Below are 18,650 nucleotides of genomic sequence, written 5' to 3'. Positions count from 1 at the left end.
ATGAATCCAAGGCTTGCTGTTCTTAGTGTGCTATTTGCTTTGACTGGTGTATGGTTTTCAAAAATGATATCGGTAACTGGGATCGTTTTAATGACTTTCCTGGTTATCGTAATCTTCTTTCAGTTAAAAAGGAAAACTTTTGTTGTTCTCATGTTTCTTCCTCTTTTCTTTTTTTATTCCCAATGGTATGAACTAAAAAATATCTCCTTATTTCCTCCGCATACTACTGATTTTCAAGGCACAATTGAAACGATTCCAAAGGTTAACGGCAACATGATCTCATTTAAATATAAAAGCTCTGGAGAACTTCTTGTTGTCCGATACAAAATGAACTCAGCTGATGAAAAACAAACTTTGAAAAAACTTGAAATCGGCATGCATTGTTTTTTTAATGGAACACTTAAAGATCCTCAACCACAATCTCATTATTATGGGATGAACTATCGCGAATTTCTGCATAACAAAAACATTCATTGGATTCTTGAACCGTCTCAGGTTGATGCAGGCAGTTGTGTCACAGATAAAAAGGAAAGTTTAATTTCCAAAATAAAAATCTGGAGAAACAAAAGTATTAAACAATTAGAAGCTCATTTTACTCAAAATACTGCAGGATTAATGAATGCCCTTGTTTTTGGATACCGTGAGAATATTGAAACTAAGACACTTGAATCGTATCAGAAATTAGGACTGACACACCTTTTAGCTGTTTCAGGCTTTAACGTAGGTATCGTTTCATATTTTTTATATCTGTTGTTCGTAAGAATAGGAATTGTGAAAGAACTGGCTTATGTATTAATCGTGATTTTTCTACCCATTTACATTGTATTAACAGGCGGTGAAAGCTCAATAGTGCGGGCAGGGATCATGGGGATGCTGGCATTATGTTTAATAGTTTTCCAAAAAAAGATTAACCCAGCAGTACTGTTATCAATTGTTTGTATTACAATGCTTTCTTGGAATCCGTTATACGCATTTGATCTTGGTTTTCAGCTTTCCTTCTTAATGACCTTCGTTCTGATAACTTCAATTTCTTTGTTTAAAGCCAAATCGAACACTCAACTGCTTATAGTTACCTCTTTTATGTGTTCGCTATTCTCATTTCCTATCATTCTGTACCATTTTTTTGAATTCTCACTTTGGTCACTTCCGATTAACATAGTATATATTCCTTTTGTATCTCTTGTTTTATTTCCTGTTTCTATTTTTGTAGTAGCTGTCATCCATTTCATTCCTAGTGCCGTATATTTGCTGAAACTTCCGGTTCAATTTCTTTTTGAAAGTTCTGCTTCCATTTTAGAAATGGTCCAGAAATTCAACGGAACACTTCTTCTGGGACGTCCGTCTTCATGGTTTTTTTTAATCTATTTTTTAGCCATACTCTATGTATTTTTTGAATGGGAAAGAAAAGACCGTTTTTATCTTCGTTTATGCATACCTTTTATTTTTATTCTAACGCTGCAAGTCTGTATTCCATATCTGAATCCCTCTGCTAAGGTTTCTTTTATAAATGTAGGTCAAGGGGACAGCATTCTCATAGAACTGCCTTTTCGAAAAGCGGTGTATCTAATTGATACAGGAGGAGCAATCCCTTTTGAAAAAGAAGAATGGGAAGAAGCTGATGAAGAATATGATGTTACAAAAAAAGTTGTTCTTCCATATTTAAAAGGAAGAGGAATTAGAAGGTTAGATGGTTTGATATTAAGTCATGCGGATATGGATCATGCTGGCGGAACGGTATTTTTATTAAAAAATTTTCCGGTTGATACTCTCTACCTCCCTAAGAATAAAAATCTTAGCGAGCTCGAAACGGAAATTATTGAAACAGGGAAACAAAAAGGGATTCAGATGAAGTACTTGAGAAAGGGGATGGAGTTGAGTAGTGGTAATTCTCGATTTTTAGTTCTGCATCCGAGCGGAAAAAATACATCTGCGAATAATAGATCTGTTGTTCTCTGGGTGAACCTTTACAATACGTCTTTTTTATTAACAGGTGACATAGAGAAGGAAGCTGAACACGAAATAATTAATAATTTTTGGAGACTAAAAGCTGATGTATTGAAAGTTGCACATCATGGAAGTGCTACTTCTACAACAAACGAATTTTTGAAGCTTGCAGAGCCTGAATTTGCAGTTATAAGCTCTGGGGCAAATAACATTTATGGACATCCTGCAAAAGAGGTTATAACCAGATTAAAAGAGAAAAAAGTGACTGTTTACAGGACTGATGAAAATGGAGATATTATATTCGAAGTCGTCAAAAGTGGTTTGAAGATACATTCAGTTCAATAAAAAAGAACCGAATACGAGTATCCGGCTCTTTTTTATGTATTATGCAATAGCTTTAAGAATGACCCCGATGGCAAAAATAACTGTAAAAAATCCAAATGATACAACAAAGCCAACACCGGAATCAATAAGGTCGTTACGCTTGCTCTGTACATCTTTTTCGAAATGGTTCATGTGACAACCCTCCTAATCCATCCTTAGTATACGTTATCATTTTCAAAAAATCCATACTGAAAATGCTTTCTTTCACGCTTTTATCAAAAACTTACCAGAGTTGCTATTCGTTGTCACCCATAAAAGTTTTCAGCATAGGATATCCTAATTAAAGCTGACACGAGGGCTGTTAAAGTTCATGTGTTAGTGTTTATCATAAATGAAGGAACGGGCTGGAGCTCTGTTCCTTCTTTTGCTTGCAAAACGCTTCTATTCACCATAGGATTAAAGAGAGGTGAAAAAGGTGCTTACAGTCGATGCATTGAAAAAAAACATAAAAAATAAAAAAACTTCTCCTATTTATTTAATATGGGGAACGGAACTTTATTTAGCTGAGGAAGCTATTCAATCGATCTCTTCCTTGTTGGCTCCCGATGAAAGAGACTTCAATTTAAGTATACATAACCTGGATGAAATTTCGGTGCAGGAAGTTTTGGAAGACGCCGAAACAATGCCCTTCTTAGGTGACCGCCGGATTGTTGTCATGAAAAATGCTGCTTTTCTTACAGCCGCTAAAGATAAGGCTAAGATAGAACATGATCTTAAAGTGTTTGAACAATACATACAAAATCCAGCAGAATACACAACGCTTGTGATCGTTGTTCCATATGAGAAACTTGATGAACGAAAAAAAATAGTCAAACAATTAAAATTACAGGCTGAGACCATACAAGTATCTCAGTTAAGCAATGAAACTGCAGAAAAGTGGCTCTTTAAGGAAGCTCAATCCTTGAATGTTTCTATTGAAACGGATGCAATCGAACTTCTTCTATCCAGATTAGGTACAAAAATGTCTGTTTTAGCAAAAGAAATCGAGAAAATGGCTTTATTTGTCGGATTGAACGGTAATATTACAAAAGAAACTGTGGACGAGCTAGTTGCTAGAACTTTAGAAGACGATGTTTTTGGGCTCGTAGATCACGTCGTACATAAACGTACAGAGCATGCGTTAAGAAGTTTTTATGATTTGATGAAGCAAAATCAGGAACCGATTCAAATACATGCTTTAATTACACGTCAGTTCCGAATAATAAATGGAGTGAAAGAACTTCAAAAAAAAGGATATGGAGAGAAGCAGATTGCCTCTTCGCTCAAATTGCATCCCTACGCTGTGAAATTAGCAGCTAAGCATGCGGGTCAATTTGATGAAAGATTTTTAAGGAATTGTCTCGATGATTTTGCGGAAACAGATTATAAGATGAAAACAGGTCAGATGGATAAGACACTGCTGTTAGAAATGGAAATTATCAAACTCTCACAAGCGCAAAAAACCAGCTCCCCCGTATAAGAGGGCACTGAAAAAGTCCCTGTTGAATGCGGGGGTCTCCGCTCCAGGGTACATGCTTTCCACGGGGCGGGCGGTGAGCCCCTTGCCGCTACGCGCCTTTAGGGGTCTCACCTGTCCCACTCGTCCCGCAGGACAAGGAAGGCTTCGGCAGCATTGCCTCGCACGAAGAAAATGTGAATTTCATTTTCGAGGAGTCAGTACCCTTCCGCTACAATCCTTACATGTTTGTATGCAAAAAAAGAATCAAACCAGCTCTTTATCGAGGTGGTTTGATTCTTTTTTATGATTTAAAAGAAACACCGGTGAAATTCAACGGTTTTTTCAGTTGAAGGTGAGACTAATGGCGCAAAGCGTCAAGGAGGCTCAACGCACAAAAGCGAGCAACCTGAAACGGAAATCAACCACTTCCAAGAGCAACAAACATTGCGAAAACAGCAAAATAAAAAAACGACCTATTGGTGTAAGGCCGTTTTTCAGGTTTCATCCTTAAATTTATGCGTTAACACCGTTTAAAGCCTTCGCTAGACGAGACTTTTGGCGAGAAGCTGCATTTTTGTGGATAAGTCCTTTGTTTGCTGCTTTGTCAATCTTCTTAGAAGCAGTAACAAATGCCGCTTGAGCACCTTCTGCATTGTTTGAAGCTGCAAGTGCTTCAAAGTTTTTGATCGCAGTACGCATGCCAGACTTTAGTGAAGCGTTGTGAGCACGACGCTTTTCGTTTGTTTTTACACGTTTAATCGCTGATTTAATATTAGCCAATCCATTCACCTCCCTAAATGAACCATGATGCAACAAAATTGCTATCCGTTGCAAAAAATAGGACACAAAGTATTCTATCAAAATCGTGATTTAAATGCAATACAAGAATGAAAAGGAACAGTTGCGGCAAAAATAAGAAGAAAGGACGGTGGAAGATTATGGGTAAAGATTTAGATCTCCAGGCATATTCAGTTCGTACGGATTTAGCGATTGAAGCACACGATATGTTATTAAAAGAAGATGAAGTTGTAAATAAGAGCACTCTTGAAGGTGTCATAATAAATGAAACAAACAAAGATGGAATTAAGTGTGTAAGAGTTGAAATCGATGAAAAAGGAGCAGAGACTACAGGGAAAAAACCAGGATTATATTTAACTTTTGAAGTTCAGGGAATCCGTGAAAAAGACTCAAAACTTCAGCAACAAGTCCAGGAAGTATTCGCAAGAGATTTTCATCAATTTTTAATAGAAGAAGGCGTGAAGCAGGATGATACATGTTTAGTAGTTGGATTAGGAAATTGGAATGTAACGCCAGATTCACTAGGTCCGCTCGTGGTAGAAAACTTAACGATTACTAAGCACCTTTTCGAGCTGGCTCCAGAGAATGTTGAAGAAGGTTTCAGGCCAGTCTGTGCAATCTCTCCGGGTGTTATGGGTATAACAGGAATCGAAACTAGCGATATCATCGACGGGATTGTAAAAAGAGTTAATCCAGACTTTGTGATTGCAATTGATGCATTAGCTTCCCGGTCAATCGAAAGAGTGAATGCTACGATTCAAGTATCAAATACAGGTATTCACCCGGGTTCCGGAGTTGGAAATAAGCGTAAAGAACTGAGTAAAGAGACGCTTGGTATCCCTGTAATTTCTATTGGAATCCCTACAGTTGTTGATGCAGCTACTATTACAAGTGATACAATCGATTTTATTTTAAAGCACTTCGGCCGGGAAATGAACGAAAAAGACAAGCCTTCTAAGTCGCTTCTTCCAGCTGGGATGACATTTGGAGAAAAGAAAGTATTTACAGATGAGGATATGCCGATAGATGAACACAGAAAGTCGTTTTTGGGAATTGTCGGAGTATTGGAAGATGATGAAAAGCTAAGGTTAATACGTGAAGTATTGGCGCCGCTCGGACATAATCTTATGGTTACCCCGAAAGAAGTTGATGTCTTTATTGAAGATATGGCGAACGTTTTAGCTAATGGTCTGAATACTGCACTTCACGGACAGATAGATCAAGGGAACACTTCTTCGTATACACATTAAAAAAGGGTAGTTGTTTTGTGAGGACATCGTTGAAAAGTTGATTGAAACGGAAATCCACCACTTTTAATAACAACATGTTCAAATAAACAGTCATGTTTGGACAAGCTGCTGCATAAATTTGAATCGTATATCCTCGTAAATAAGGGGGAAAACCAATGACGAAATTTATGTTAAAGTGTTTTGGGATAACAGCCTTACTTTTATTCGGTGTTTTATTTGGTATTCAAAAAGCACATTTTGAGATGAATGAACTAAAAGGCGCTTCTAACAAAGGGAGCATAGAATCAATAAATGATAACTTTTCTTCAGATGAAAAAGATGTTGAAAAAACATCCAGCCATGATATAGAAGCGAAACAGGAAACTTTAAATAAGATTGATTCGTTTAATGTTTTTTCTGCTTTTGGTCAAAAGCTCACTTCATGGATCTCATCAGCTTTCAGTGTTATGATTTCAGTGCTGGGTATCATTATTCAAGAGATGCTTGATGTATTCTCTCCATAAGAACCTTTAAAGGGCAGATCTTTAAAGGTTCTTTTTTGTTCAAATCCCTATTTTTACAGGTTGTGATTGAAAGAGGTATCTTGTATTGCTATAATCAAAGCTAGTGACTTTTCCTAAAATTGTAGGAGTGAACGTATAATGAATAGAGAAGAAAAATTAAAAAGACAATCAAAAATACGGAATTTTTCCATTATTGCACATATCGACCATGGAAAATCCACTTTAGCTGACCGTATTTTAGAAGAAACAAGTGCATTAACTCAGCGAGAAATGAAAGAACAGCTGCTGGATTCCATGGATTTGGAACGTGAACGTGGAATTACGATCAAATTAAATGCTGTACAGCTTCAATATAAAGCAAAAGATGGTGAGATTTATACGTTTCACTTGATCGATACCCCAGGACACGTAGACTTTACATACGAGGTGTCTAGAAGCTTAGCAGCTTGTGAGGGAGCGTTGCTTATCGTAGATGCTGCTCAAGGAATTGAAGCACAAACGTTAGCGAACGTGTATTTAGCGCTTGAGAATGATCTAGAAATATTGCCGGTTATTAACAAAATCGACCTGCCGAGTGCTGAGCCAGAGCGAGTACGCCAGGAGATTGAAGATGTTATCGGACTGGATGCATCAGAAGCAGTACTTGCTTCAGCGAAAGCAGGCATTGGTATTCAAGACATTCTAGAGCAGATTGTAGCAAAAGTGCCAGCTCCTCAAGGTGATCCTGAAGGTCCGCTGAAAGCACTTATCTTCGACTCTTTATATGATCCATATAGAGGCGTAGTTACGTATATTCGAGTGGCAGAAGGAACTGTTAAGGTCGGCGATAAGATCAAAATGATGGCAACTGGCAAAGAGTTTGAAGTACTTGAACTAGGGGTGTTTACTCCAAAAGCGGTTCAGAAAGACTTTTTAACGGTTGGTGATGTTGGATTCTTAACGGCATCCATCAAAAATGTTGGCGATACACAAGTCGGTGATACAATTACTAGTGCCGTAAAAGGGGCTACAGAGCCACTCCCAGGATATAGAAAGATGAACCCAATGGTATATTGCGGACTCTATCCAGTAGATACGGCAAAGTACAACGATCTTCGTGAAGCGTTAGAACGACTTGTATTGAATGATTCCGCTCTTCAATATGAGCCAGAGACATCTCAAGCACTTGGATTTGGATTCCGATGCGGATTCTTAGGACTTCTTCATATGGAGATCATTCAAGAACGTATTGAACGTGAATTTAACATCGATCTAATCGCAACAGCACCAAGCGTTATTTATAACGTTACGATGACGGATGGGGAAAAAATAGTCGTCGATAACCCTGCAAATATGCCTGAAGCACAGAAGATTTCTGTTGTTGAAGAACCTTATGTAAAAGCTTCAATCATGACACCGAATGATTATGTCGGAACGATTATGGAGATCTGCCAAAAGAAACGCGGTATCTTCATGACGATGGATTATTTAGAAAACAATCGCGTAAACGTTCTTTACGAGATTCCGCTTTCTGAGATCGTGTATGATTTCTTTGATCAGTTAAAATCAAGTACAAAAGGGTACGCATCTCTTGACTATGAGTTGATTGGTTATAAACCTTCAAAGCTGGTTAAAATGGAAATATTGCTGAACAATGAAAAGATTGATGCATTGTCTGTTATTGTTCATAAAGACTTCGCATATGAGCGTGGTAAAGTTGTCGTTGAAAAGCTAAAAGAACTGATTCCGCGTCAACAGTTTGAAGTGCCAATCCAAGCTGCAATTGGTCAGAAGATTGTCGCTCGTTCTAACATCAAGGCATTAAGAAAGAACGTTTTAGCAAAATGTTATGGCGGGGATATCTCACGTAAACGTAAGCTATTAGATAAGCAAAAAGAAGGTAAGAAGCGAATGAAGACAATTGGTCGAGTAGATGTTCCGCAAGAAGCGTTTATGGCCGTTCTTCGTATGGATGATACTAATAACAATAAATAAAAACCATTATAAGACCGCGAAGGCAATATTAGCGGTCTTTCCCAATTTATGAGAATAAAAGGCGGTGAACAACGTGCTTAAAGCGGCATATCTTCATATACCATTCTGTGTCCAAATTTGTCACTATTGTGATTTTAACAAGATTTTCATTCATCAGCAGCCAGTAGAGGAGTATTTAGCGTCCATGAAAAAAGAGATGCTGAATACGACTTCCAAGTTTAAGAGCTATGAAATGGAGACGATTTTTGTAGGAGGGGGTACCCCCACTTCTTTAAGTGAAAATCAACTGAATACCTTTTTAAATGATGTAAACGAAGTGTTAGGAAACAAATCCGTAAAAGAATTCACTGTTGAGGCGAATCCTGAACAAACAACAAAAGAAAAAATCGCAGTTCTAAAAGATAACGGGGTTAACAGGCTGAGTATAGGCGTACAAGCATTTCAATCATCTTTGTTAAAAAAATTAGGCCGAACACATAACAGGGAAGACGTGTATTCAACTGTTGCTGAAGCTAAAGCAGCAGGAATACACAATATGTCGATTGATTTGATGTTTGGTTTGCCAGGACAAACGATGGATATGTTCAAGGAGTCAGTGGACGAAGCGCTAGCTTTAGATGTTCCGCACATATCGTCTTACTCATTGCAGATTGAAAAGAAAACAGTATTCTATAATTTAGCCCAAAAAGGTAAGCTCATCTTGCCAGATCAAGAGCTTGAAGCCGCTATGTACGAATATTTAATTGAAACTCTCGATAAAAAGGGATACCGTCAATATGAGATCAGTAATTTTGCTATTCCAGGATTTGAAAGCAAGCACAATCTCCAATACTGGAACAATAACGAATATTTTGGGATTGGAGCAGGTGCTCACAGTTATGTTGAAGGTACTAGAAGAAGAAACGCAGGTCCTTTAAAGCAGTATATGAATTTAATAGAGGAACATGGCTTTCCTTATATAGAAGAGCATCCTGTTCCGATTACAGAAAAGATGGAAGAAGAAATGTTTATGGGTCTTCGTAAACAAGAAGGAGTTTCAGATCAAGTTTTTATTAATCGGTACGGCCGTTCGATGTTCGAAGTATATAGAGAACCCATTGAAAGAATGATACAAAAAGGCTGGCTTGAAAAGCTTGATGGAAGGCTGTTCCTCACAAAAGATGGGAGACCTCTCGGGAATGAAGTATTCCAAGAATTTATTGGTGTAGTTTTAGATTGACAACGAAGACTACCTTTTGGTAACTTATATTATAGATTTAGCACTCGCTTCTAATGAGTGCTAACAAATGGGGTGATGGGATGTTATCGGAACGCCAACTCTATATCTTACGTGTATTAATAGATGATTACATTAAGCATGTTGAGCCTGTAGGTTCCCGTACAATCTCTAAAAGAGAAGACATTACTTACAGTCCTGCCACGATTCGCAATGAACTGGCAGATCTTGAGGATCTTGGATTCTTAGAGAAAACCCATACTTCTTCTGGAAGAATTCCGTCTGAAAAAGGCTATCGGTTCTATGTGGATCACCTGCTGCCTTCATTATCTGTTTCGCCAAACGAAATGGACAGAACTGAACTTTTATCTACTGAAAAGGTTCAAGAAGCTGAAGTATTATTTGACCAATCGGCAAAAATCTTATCAGATTTAACAAACTATACTTCTGTAGTTCTTGGTCCGAACGCTCTTGATATGAAACTACGGCACATGCAGATCATTCCTTTGTCATCACAGATGGCCGTGGCGATATTTGTAACGAACACAGGTCATGTTGAAAACAGACAGATTGTGCTGCCGAATTCTATCGAGCCGTCCGATTTGGAGAAGCTTGTTAATATTCTGAATGAAAGACTTGCAGGTGTGCGATTAATAGAGCTTAACAGCAGAATTCAGATGGAACTGTCAGCTGTATTTAAAAAACATCTGAAGGATTATCAAAATATGAGCGTTTTCCTGGATCAGCTTCTTTTGTGGAGCAAAAAGGAAAAGCTGTTTTACGGCGGGAAAACAAATATGCTATCCCAGCCAGAGTTTAGAGATCTTGATAAGGTGCGGCCGCTGTTAGACTTTTTAGAAACACGCGACTTGATGGAGAAGCTTGTTTCTTCTACTGAAAAAGGTGTAACGGTTAAAATCGGTACGGAGAACGAACATGAAGCGATGAAGAATTGCAGTGTTATTAATGCTTCTTACACGATGCACGGCAAACATATCGGTACGATCTCGTTAATCGGTCCGACAAGAATGGAATACAAAAGAGTGATTTCGTTGCTTGATTCTTTATCAAGGGAAATGACGAATCGATTAAATGATTTTTCTAAGTAATGCATTTTAGGGAGGTGAAAGCATGAACAAAGAGGAAACAACACAGAACCAAACAGAGACTGATTTAAACGAAGAAACAGTAAATGCAGCAGTTGAAGAAGAAGTTCAAGAAAATAACGTTTCTGAAGAATCAGTTGAAGAAACACTGACAGAAGATCAGCAGCGAATTCAGGAGCTTGAATCCAAGCTAGAAGAAATGAGCCAAAAGAATCTTCGCCTGCAAGCGGATTATGATAATTTCCGCCGCCGTACAAGAGAAGAACAGGCAGCTAGCCTAAAATATAAATCTCAAAGTCTGGTCGAACAATTATTACCTGCTCTAGATAACTTTGAGCGTGCTTTGAAGACTGAAGCTACGAACGAACAAGCCAAGACCCTGATTCAAGGAATGGAAATGGTATATCGCCAGTTAGCTGATGTGTTAAAGCAAGAAGGTCTAACAGAAGTACCAACAGTTGGTGAAAAGTTTGATCCAAATATGCACCAAGCTGTAATGCAAGTGGAGGATTCAGAGTATGAGTCAAACACTGTTATTGAAGAATTGCAAAAAGGCTATATGTTAAAGGACCGTGTTATACGTCCTGCTATGGTAAAAGTAAACGCATAAAAACTACATATAAATATGGAGGGAAAAACATGAGTAAAATCATCGGTATTGACTTAGGTACAACAAACTCTTGTGTAGCTGTTATGGAGGGTGGAGAAGCGGTAGTAATTCCTAACCCGGAAGGCAACCGTACAACACCATCTGTTGTAGCTTTTAAAGATGGAGACCGTTCAGTTGGAGAAGTAGCGAAGCGACAAGCTGTTACAAACCCAAACACAATTATGTCCATCAAGCGTTATATGGGTACTGACCATAAAGAAACAGTAGAAGGAAAAGACTATACTCCTCAAGAGATTTCTGCGATCATTTTACAGAAGCTAAAATCTCATGCTGAAGATTACCTTGGAGAAAAAGTTGAAAGAGCTGTAATTACTGTACCAGCTTATTTCAACGATGCACAGCGCCAAGCTACTAAAGATGCTGGACAGATTGCTGGTCTGCAAGTTGAGCGTATTGTTAACGAGCCTACTGCAGCAGCACTAGCTTATGGTCTTGAAAAAGATGAAGACCAAACGATTCTTGTGTTTGACCTTGGTGGAGGTACGTTCGACGTATCAATCCTTGAACTAGGCGATGGTTTCTTTGAAGTTAAGGCAACTTCTGGTGACAATAAACTTGGCGGAGATGATTTTGACCAAGTAATTATTGATTATTTAGTAAGTGAATTTAAGAAAGAGAATGGCATTGATCTTTCTAAAGATAAAATGGCCCTTCAACGCTTAAAAGACGCAGCTGAAAAAGCGAAAAAAGATCTTTCAGGAGTAACTTCTACTCAGATTTCTTTACCGTTTATCACAGCTGATGCGTCTGGTCCTAAGCACTTAGAGCTAAACTTATCACGTGCTAAATTTGAAGATTTATCTTCTGATTTAGTTGAACGTACGATGGGACCTACACGCCAGGCATTAAACGATGCTGGAATGTCGCCATCTGACATTGATAAAGTTATTCTTGTAGGTGGATCAACACGTATCCCTGCAGTTCAAGAAGCGATCAAAAAGTTTACTGGCAAAGAGCCTCACAAAGGAGTTAACCCAGATGAGGTAGTAGCACTTGGAGCTGCGATCCAAGGTGGAGTTCTAGCTGGAGATGTTAAAGATGTTGTTCTTCTTGACGTTACACCTCTTTCACTTGGTATCGAAACGATGGGTGGCGTGTTCACAAGATTGATCGACAGAAACACAACGATCCCTACTTCTAAATCACAAGTGTTTTCAACAGCTGCTGACAACCAGACATCTGTAGACATCCATGTTCTGCAAGGTGAGCGTGAGATGGCTGCACACAACAAGACTCTGGGAAGATTCCAATTATCTGAGATTCCTCCAGCACCACGCGGCGTACCTCAAATCGAAGTAAGTTTCGATATCGATGCAAATGGTATCGTTAATGTACGTGCGAAAGATCTTGGTACGAACAAAGAACAATCAATTACGATTAAGTCTTCTACTGGACTTTCTGATGATGAGATTGAACGCATGGTAAAAGACGCTGAGGAAAATGCTGAAGCTGACAAGAAGAAACGTGAAGAGATTGACACAAGAAACGAAGCAGATCAGCTTGTATTCACAGTTGGTAAAACATTGAAAGACCTTGAAGGCAAAGTAGATGAAGCGGAAGTTAAAAAAGCAGAAGAAGCTAAAGAGAGCTTGAAGAAAGCTCTTGAAGGCAATGACATCGAAGAGATTAAGAAAGAAAAAGAAGCATTAAGTGAAATTGTACAGCAGCTATCTGTTAAACTTTATGAGCAAGCATCACAACAAGCACAAGCTCAACAAGGTGGTACAGAAGGAAAAGCTGATGATAATATCGTAGATGCTGATTATGAAGAAGTAAACGACGATAAAAAATAAAAAAAACTAGCAATAAAAAGTCAAAGTCAGGATATCTTGACTTTGACTTTTTTTCTGAAAAGGCTTGTTTTGCAAAACTTTGATGCTCTTGGAAGTGGTTGATTTCCGTTCCAAGATGCTCGCTTTCCGCGGGGCGTGCGGTGAGCCTCCTGGGCGCTTTGCACCATTAGGAGTCTCACCTGTCCCGCTTCATGGAAGTAGTATCCTTGCTCCTGCGTCTACAAGTAATTGTTACCGATGTGAGCTTCCTCGTCGCTTGCCTTGCGAGAAGCTTCTCATGTGGTAGGCACGCACCTTCCACTCTAATCAACTGGTCAATGGAGCGGCCGAAAGAAATAATCTTTTTAGAGAAGAGCCTGAAAAGCAATGGTTTTTATACAGACTCTTGACTCGCTGTTGTTTGCAGTTTCGTCTTGAGTCAGGTGGTATTCAATGGTAAGATAATTTTTATGTGAGAATTCGGGAGTGTCCTATTATGAGTAAAAGAGATTATTACGAAGTACTTGGATTAGATAAGAACGCCTCCAATGACGAGGTGAAAAAAGCATACCGTAAGCTTGCCAGACAGTATCACCCTGATGTGAACAAAGAGGCAGATGCGGAAACTAAGTTTAAAGAAGTAAAAGAAGCATATGAAACGCTAAGCGATCCACAGAAAAAAGCACACTACGACCAATTTGGGCATACTGACCCTAATCAAGGTTTCGGTGGAGCGGGAGCTGGCTTTGAAGGATTTGGCGATATTTTTGATATGTTCTTTGGCGGTGGCGGAGGAAGACGAAATCCAAACGCACCTCGGCAAGGAAACGACCTTCAATATGGGCTTCGTCTCTCATTTGAAGAAGCTGTGTTTGGCAAGGAAACTGAGATTCAGATTCCAACTGAAGAAACATGCGGTACGTGTCATGGTTCAGGAGCTAAAGCAGGCACTAAACCAGAAACATGTTCACACTGTAATGGCAGCGGCCAGCTGAATGTTGAGCAAAACACTCCATTTGGACGCATTGTTAATAGAAGAGTATGTAATCATTGCAGTGGTAAAGGGAAAATTATTAAAGAAAAATGTAATACATGCCATGGAGCAGGAAAAGTACGCAAGAATAAAAAACTTTCCGTAAAAGTTCCTGCAGGTGTAGATAATGGTCAGCAAATCCGTATGTCAGGACATGGTGAACCTGGAGTGAACGGTGGTCCTGCCGGTGATCTTTATGTTGTTTTCCAAGTGGCTGATCATGAATTTTTCGAGCGTGACGGAGATGATATCTATTGTGAAATGCCTTTAACATTTGTTCAGGCTGCATTAGGTGATGAAATAGAAGTACCTACTCTGTACGGTAAAGTAAAGTTGAAGATTCCTGCTGGTACACAAACTGGAACTCACTTCAGGCTGAGAGGAAAAGGCGTGAAGAATGTTCATGGACGCGGTCAGGGAGATCAGCATATTCAAGTGAAAGTTGTTACACCTAAAAACTTAACAGAAAAACAAAAGCAGCTGCTTCGAGATTTCTCTGAAATAAGCGGCAGTCTGCCAGATGAGCAGCAAGATGGATTTTTTGATAAAGTAAAACGTGCTTTTAAAGGTGAGTAAAAGAAACCTTCTTAATCTTAAAAACGGAGTTGATATGATGAAATGGTCAGAAATTAGCATCCACACTACGCAGGAAGCTGTTGAACCAGTATCAAATATTTTGCATGAAGCAGGAGCAAGCGGAGTTGTGATCGAGGATGTGGATGATCTCTCAAAAGAGCGCCAATCCGTATTTGGTGAAATCTATCAGCTAAATCCTTCTGACTATCCTTCTGAAGGTGTCATTTTAAAAGCATACCTTCCTGTAAATAGCTTTTTAGGAGAAACCGTTGAAGAGATTAAGCAGGCTATTACAAACCTTGTGAAATACGATATCGATATTGGCGCGAATACCATTTCAATATCTGAAGTGAACGAAGAAGAATGGGCAACTGCTTGGAAAAAATATTATAAGCCAGTCAAGATATCTAAGCGGATTACGATTACACCGACTTGGGAGGAGTACGTACCTGTCCATTCTGACGAGTTAATTATTGAATTGGATCCAGGAATGGCGTTTGGAACTGGGACTCATCCCACCACTGTCATGAGTCTGCAAGCAATCGAAAAATATATCCAAGAAGGCGATTCAGTAATTGACGTTGGAACGGGATCGGGTGTATTAAGTATTGCATCTGCAATGCTCGGTGCAGGCAAGGTTGATGCTTATGATTTGGATGAAGTGGCAGTAAACAGTGCCCGATTAAATGTAAAGCTGAATAAAGTGCATAATAAAGTTCATGTTGATCAAAATGATTTACTGAAAGGGATATCAGGTCCTGCAGATCTTATTGTCGGCAATCTTCTTGCAGAAATTATTCTTTTATTCGTCGATGATGCTGCTAAAGTATTAAAACCAGGCGGTTATTTCATTACTTCAGGCATCATTCAAGGGAAGAAGCGTGACGTAAAAACGAAGCTAGAACAGCAAGGATTTAGGATTGTTGAAATCTTGGAGATGGAAGATTGGGTGGCGATTGTCGCTCAAAATCAGAAATAAGAATAGGAAGTGCTCTAAATGCAAAGGTATTTTGTTCCCGCTGCAAGCTGGGAAAATGACCGTGTTTTCATAAAAGATGAAGATGCGAAACATATTTCTAAGGTTATGAGAATGCAGCCGGGAGACACCATTATATGCTGTGACAACCATAGCAGGTCCGCTGTTTGTGAAATACTTGACCTTGGCGGGAACGTTGTAGAAGCGCGCGCTGTAAATGAGCTGGAATTAGACTCTGAGTTGCCGGTTTCTGTTACCATTGCACAAGGCCTTCCGAAAGCAGATAAACTTGAATTCATCGTTCAAAAAGGAACAGAGCTTGGTGCTTCAACCTTTTTCCCTTTTTCTGCTGACCGTTCAGTTGCGAAATGGGATGATAAAAAAGCGGCTAAAAAGAAGGAACGTTTAGAAAAAATCGCTAAAGAAGCAGCTGAACAATCGCATAGAAGCAAGATTCCAGAGATTATAAATCCTGGGTCTTTTGCTGATTTGCTAAAAATAGCAGAACAGTATAATATAAAAATCGTTGCATATGAAGAAGAAGCTAAACAGCAAGAATACAGTCGTTTTTCTTCTGCTTTAAAGAAGATTGCAAAAGGAGATAAACTTCTTTGCGTTATTGGTCCAGAAGGCGGGATAAGCGAAAAAGAAGCGATGGTCCTTCAAGAACATGGATTTGAACTATGTGGACTGGGTCCGAGAATCTTAAGGACCGAAACAGCCCCATTATATATTTTATCTGCTATTTCTTATCATTTTGAATTAAAGGGGTGATGAAAATGCCATCTGTTGCTTTTCATACTTTAGGCTGTAAAGTCAATCATTACGAAACAGAAGCAATCTGGCAGCTGTTTCAGTCAGAAGGCTATGAACGAACTGATTTTGACAGTTCCGCCGATGTTTATGTTATTAATACTTGTACGGTTACTAATACAGGTGATAAAAAAAGCCGGCAGGTAATTAGACGTGCAATAAGAAAAAATCCTGAAGCAGTCATTTGTGTTACAGGATGCTATGCTCAAACCTCACCTGCTGAAATTATGGCTATACCTGGAGTAGATGTTGTTGTCGGCACACAAGATCGGTCCAAGATGCTTACGTACATTCAGCAATACCAAGAAGAAAGAATGCCTATTAATGGTGTATCTAACATCATGAAGGCTAGAGTATATGAAGAATTAGACGTACCAGCATTTACTGACAGAACTAGAGCATCTTTAAAGATTCAGGAAGGCTGCAATAACTTCTGTACTTTCTGCATCATACCTTGGGCAAGAGGATTACTGCGTTCAAGAAAACCAGAAGATGTTCTGTCTCAAGCACAGCAATTAGTGGATTCAGGCTATAAAGAAATCGTTCTAACGGGAATCCACACTGCAGGTTATGGCGAAGATATGAAAGATTATTCTTTTGCTAAATTGCTCCGTGATCTCGATGAGAATATTGCAGGACTTAAACGTATCCGTATTTCATCAATTGAGGCGAGCCAGATCACAGATGAAGTGATTGAGGTGATGGGTAATTCTGAAAAAGTTGTTCCTCATCTGCATATTCCTTTACAATCAGGTTCAAATACGGTTCTTCAGCGAATGAGAAGAAAGTATTCAATGGAAATGTTCGGTGAACGTCTTGACAGGTTAAAAGAAGCTTTGCCAGGGCTTGCCATTACATCTGATGTCATTGTAGGTTTTCCAGGAGAGACAGAAGAAGAATTTATGGAAACGTATCGTTTCATTGAAAATCATAAATTTATGGAGCTTCATGTGTTCCCCTATTCAAAACGTACGGGTACACCTGCTGCTAAAATGGAAAATCAGGTTCCTGAAGACATAAAGAACGAACGTGTTCATAAATTGATTTCTCTATCTGATCAATTAGCTAAAGAATATGCATCAGATTATGAAGACACGGTAGTTGAAGTCATTCCTGAAGAAGAGTTTAAGGACGAACCAGGTAAGCATTTATTTGTAGGATACACGCCAAACTATCTAAAGGTAGTCTTCGAAGGTAATGAAGAAATGATTGGCAAATTAGTAAAAGTGAAAATCACAGAAGCTGGGTATCCTTATAATAAAGGTATATTTGTTAAACAAGAAATGGAAGAAGTTTTAAAGCAAGCTGTTTCAAGCTAACATCCTGGAATTCATTTCAGGATGTTTTTTATAGGGCTGTATAAAAGCTGCTCGATTTATCATAAATATTTTGGTATGATACTACGGTATTTAATTTTTAAGTTCAGAAAGGATTGTTTTTATGAGCAATTTAAACGTTGCAAGAATGATTGATCACACCGCTTTAAAAGCAGAAACTACAAAGAAAGAAATTTTGACTCTTTGTGAGGAAGCTAAAAAATATAATTTCTTTTCTGTATGTGTTAACCCTACTTGGGTTTATACAGCATTCGAACAACTAAAAGATTCAGACGTAGCAGTTTGTACAGTTATCGGATTCCCTCTTGGTGCAAACACTCCTGAAGTAAAAGCGTTCGAAACAAAAAATGCTATTGAAAATGGTGCAACTGAAGTTGATATGGTAATTAACATCGGCGCTTTAAAAGATGGTAACTACGAGCTTGTTGAACAAGATGTTCGTGCTGTTGTAGAAGCTGCAAAAGGCAAGGCGTTAACGAAAGCGATCATTGAAACAGCTCTTTTAACTGACGAAGAAAAAGTTAAAGCGTGTGAGATCGCTGTAAAAGCAGGAATTGATTTTGTTAAAACTTCAACTGGTTTCTCAACTGGCGGAGCTACAGCAGAAGATATTAAGCTAATGCGTGAAACTGTTGGTCCTAACATTGGTGTGAAAGCTTCAGGTGCTGTTCGTGACCGTGAAACAGCCTTAGCAATGATTGAAGCAGGTGCTACACGTATTGGAGCTAGTGCAGGTATTGCGATTGTTGAAGGCGGAACATCTACTTCAGACTATTAAGCAATAAGCAAAAAATCTCTCCTGAACTGCCTGTTCAAATTAAGTTGACCGCATGACGCGGATATATTATAATGGCAAAAGA

At 38.8% G+C, this 18,650-nt stretch carries 16 protein-coding genes; 14 read left to right on the top strand and 2 right to left on the bottom strand.

The window, feature by feature from the left end:
• Nucleotides 1-2,289: a DNA internalization-related competence protein ComEC/Rec2 gene (locus UN64_RS00205; protein ID WP_077359117.1), complete on the top strand. Its 2,289-nt coding sequence runs from the start codon at nt 1-3 to the stop codon at nt 2,287-2,289.
• Nucleotides 2,290-2,328: 39 nt separating this feature from the next.
• On the opposite strand, the gene UN64_RS00200 is transcribed toward UN64_RS00205, so the two are convergent.
• Complete coding sequence (locus UN64_RS00200) at nt 2,329-2,460, bottom strand: YqzM family protein (RefSeq protein WP_077359116.1); 132 nt, start codon at nt 2,458-2,460, stop codon at nt 2,329-2,331.
• 274 nt (nt 2,461-2,734) lie between these two features.
• On the opposite strand from UN64_RS00200, the gene holA reads away from it, so the two are divergent.
• Nucleotides 2,735-3,787 carry a DNA polymerase III subunit delta gene (gene holA, locus UN64_RS00195; RefSeq protein ID WP_077359115.1) on the top strand — a complete coding sequence of 351 codons (1,053 nt, stop codon included), beginning with the start codon at nt 2,735-2,737 and terminating at the stop codon, nt 3,785-3,787.
• Between the two features lie 492 nt (nt 3,788-4,279).
• Here holA and rpsT read toward each other — a convergent pair whose 3' ends face one another.
• Nucleotides 4,280-4,546, bottom strand: a complete 267-nt coding sequence (gene rpsT / locus UN64_RS00190) for a 30S ribosomal protein S20 (protein WP_066291124.1) — start codon at nt 4,544-4,546, stop codon at nt 4,280-4,282.
• A gap of 158 nt (nt 4,547-4,704) precedes the next feature.
• Here rpsT and gpr point away from each other — a divergent pair, with 158 nt between their 5' ends.
• From gpr to deoC, 12 genes are all read left to right on the top strand, one after another.
• The gene (gene gpr, locus UN64_RS00185; protein WP_077359114.1) at nt 4,705-5,814 is read left to right on the top strand and encodes a GPR endopeptidase; all 1,110 of its coding nucleotides are present in this window, start codon (nt 4,705-4,707) and stop codon (nt 5,812-5,814) included.
• 155 nt (nt 5,815-5,969) lie between these two features.
• Complete coding sequence (locus tag UN64_RS00180) at nt 5,970-6,317, top strand: DUF3679 domain-containing protein (RefSeq protein ID WP_077359113.1); 348 nt, start codon at nt 5,970-5,972, stop codon at nt 6,315-6,317.
• Nucleotides 6,318-6,455: 138 nt separating this feature from the next.
• A complete protein-coding gene (lepA, locus tag UN64_RS00175; protein WP_077359112.1) occupies nt 6,456-8,291 on the top strand; it encodes a translation elongation factor 4 in 1,836 nt (611 codons plus the stop codon).
• Nucleotides 8,292-8,364: 73 nt separating this feature from the next.
• Nucleotides 8,365-9,510: a radical SAM family heme chaperone HemW gene (hemW, locus tag UN64_RS00170; protein WP_077359111.1), complete on the top strand. Its 1,146-nt coding sequence runs from the start codon at nt 8,365-8,367 to the stop codon at nt 9,508-9,510.
• A gap of 80 nt (nt 9,511-9,590) precedes the next feature.
• A complete protein-coding gene (gene hrcA, locus UN64_RS00165; RefSeq protein ID WP_077359110.1) occupies nt 9,591-10,616 on the top strand; it encodes a heat-inducible transcriptional repressor HrcA in 1,026 nt (341 codons plus the stop codon).
• A gap of 22 nt (nt 10,617-10,638) precedes the next feature.
• Complete coding sequence (grpE, locus tag UN64_RS00160) at nt 10,639-11,223, top strand: nucleotide exchange factor GrpE (RefSeq protein WP_077359109.1); 585 nt, start codon at nt 10,639-10,641, stop codon at nt 11,221-11,223.
• Between the two features lie 29 nt (nt 11,224-11,252).
• Nucleotides 11,253-13,076, top strand: a complete 1,824-nt coding sequence (dnaK, locus tag UN64_RS00155; RefSeq protein WP_077359108.1) for a molecular chaperone DnaK — start codon at nt 11,253-11,255, stop codon at nt 13,074-13,076.
• 475 nt (nt 13,077-13,551) lie between these two features.
• Nucleotides 13,552-14,664 carry a molecular chaperone DnaJ gene (dnaJ, locus tag UN64_RS00150; RefSeq protein WP_077359107.1) on the top strand — a complete coding sequence of 371 codons (1,113 nt, stop codon included), beginning with the start codon at nt 13,552-13,554 and terminating at the stop codon, nt 14,662-14,664.
• 37 nt (nt 14,665-14,701) lie between these two features.
• Nucleotides 14,702-15,643: a 50S ribosomal protein L11 methyltransferase gene (gene prmA, locus UN64_RS00145; RefSeq protein ID WP_077359106.1), complete on the top strand. Its 942-nt coding sequence runs from the start codon at nt 14,702-14,704 to the stop codon at nt 15,641-15,643.
• A gap of 18 nt (nt 15,644-15,661) precedes the next feature.
• Nucleotides 15,662-16,414, top strand: a complete 753-nt coding sequence (locus tag UN64_RS00140; RefSeq protein ID WP_077359105.1) for a 16S rRNA (uracil(1498)-N(3))-methyltransferase — start codon at nt 15,662-15,664, stop codon at nt 16,412-16,414.
• Between the two features lie 5 nt (nt 16,415-16,419).
• The gene (mtaB, locus tag UN64_RS00135) at nt 16,420-17,772 is read left to right on the top strand and encodes a tRNA (N(6)-L-threonylcarbamoyladenosine(37)-C(2))-methylthiotransferase MtaB (protein WP_077359104.1); all 1,353 of its coding nucleotides are present in this window, start codon (nt 16,420-16,422) and stop codon (nt 17,770-17,772) included.
• Nucleotides 17,773-17,893: 121 nt separating this feature from the next.
• Complete coding sequence (gene deoC, locus UN64_RS00130; RefSeq protein ID WP_066291090.1) at nt 17,894-18,568, top strand: deoxyribose-phosphate aldolase; 675 nt, start codon at nt 17,894-17,896, stop codon at nt 18,566-18,568.
• The last annotated feature ends 82 nt before the right edge of the window (nt 18,569-18,650 follow it).

It is taken from the genome of Fictibacillus arsenicus (assembly GCF_001999465.1).
In the GTDB taxonomy this organism is placed as follows: Bacteria; Bacillota; Bacilli; order Bacillales; family Fictibacillaceae; genus Fictibacillus; species Fictibacillus arsenicus.
The sequence above is the reverse complement of the archived record's forward strand: the minus strand, read 5'-3'. Positions and strand labels throughout refer to the sequence as shown.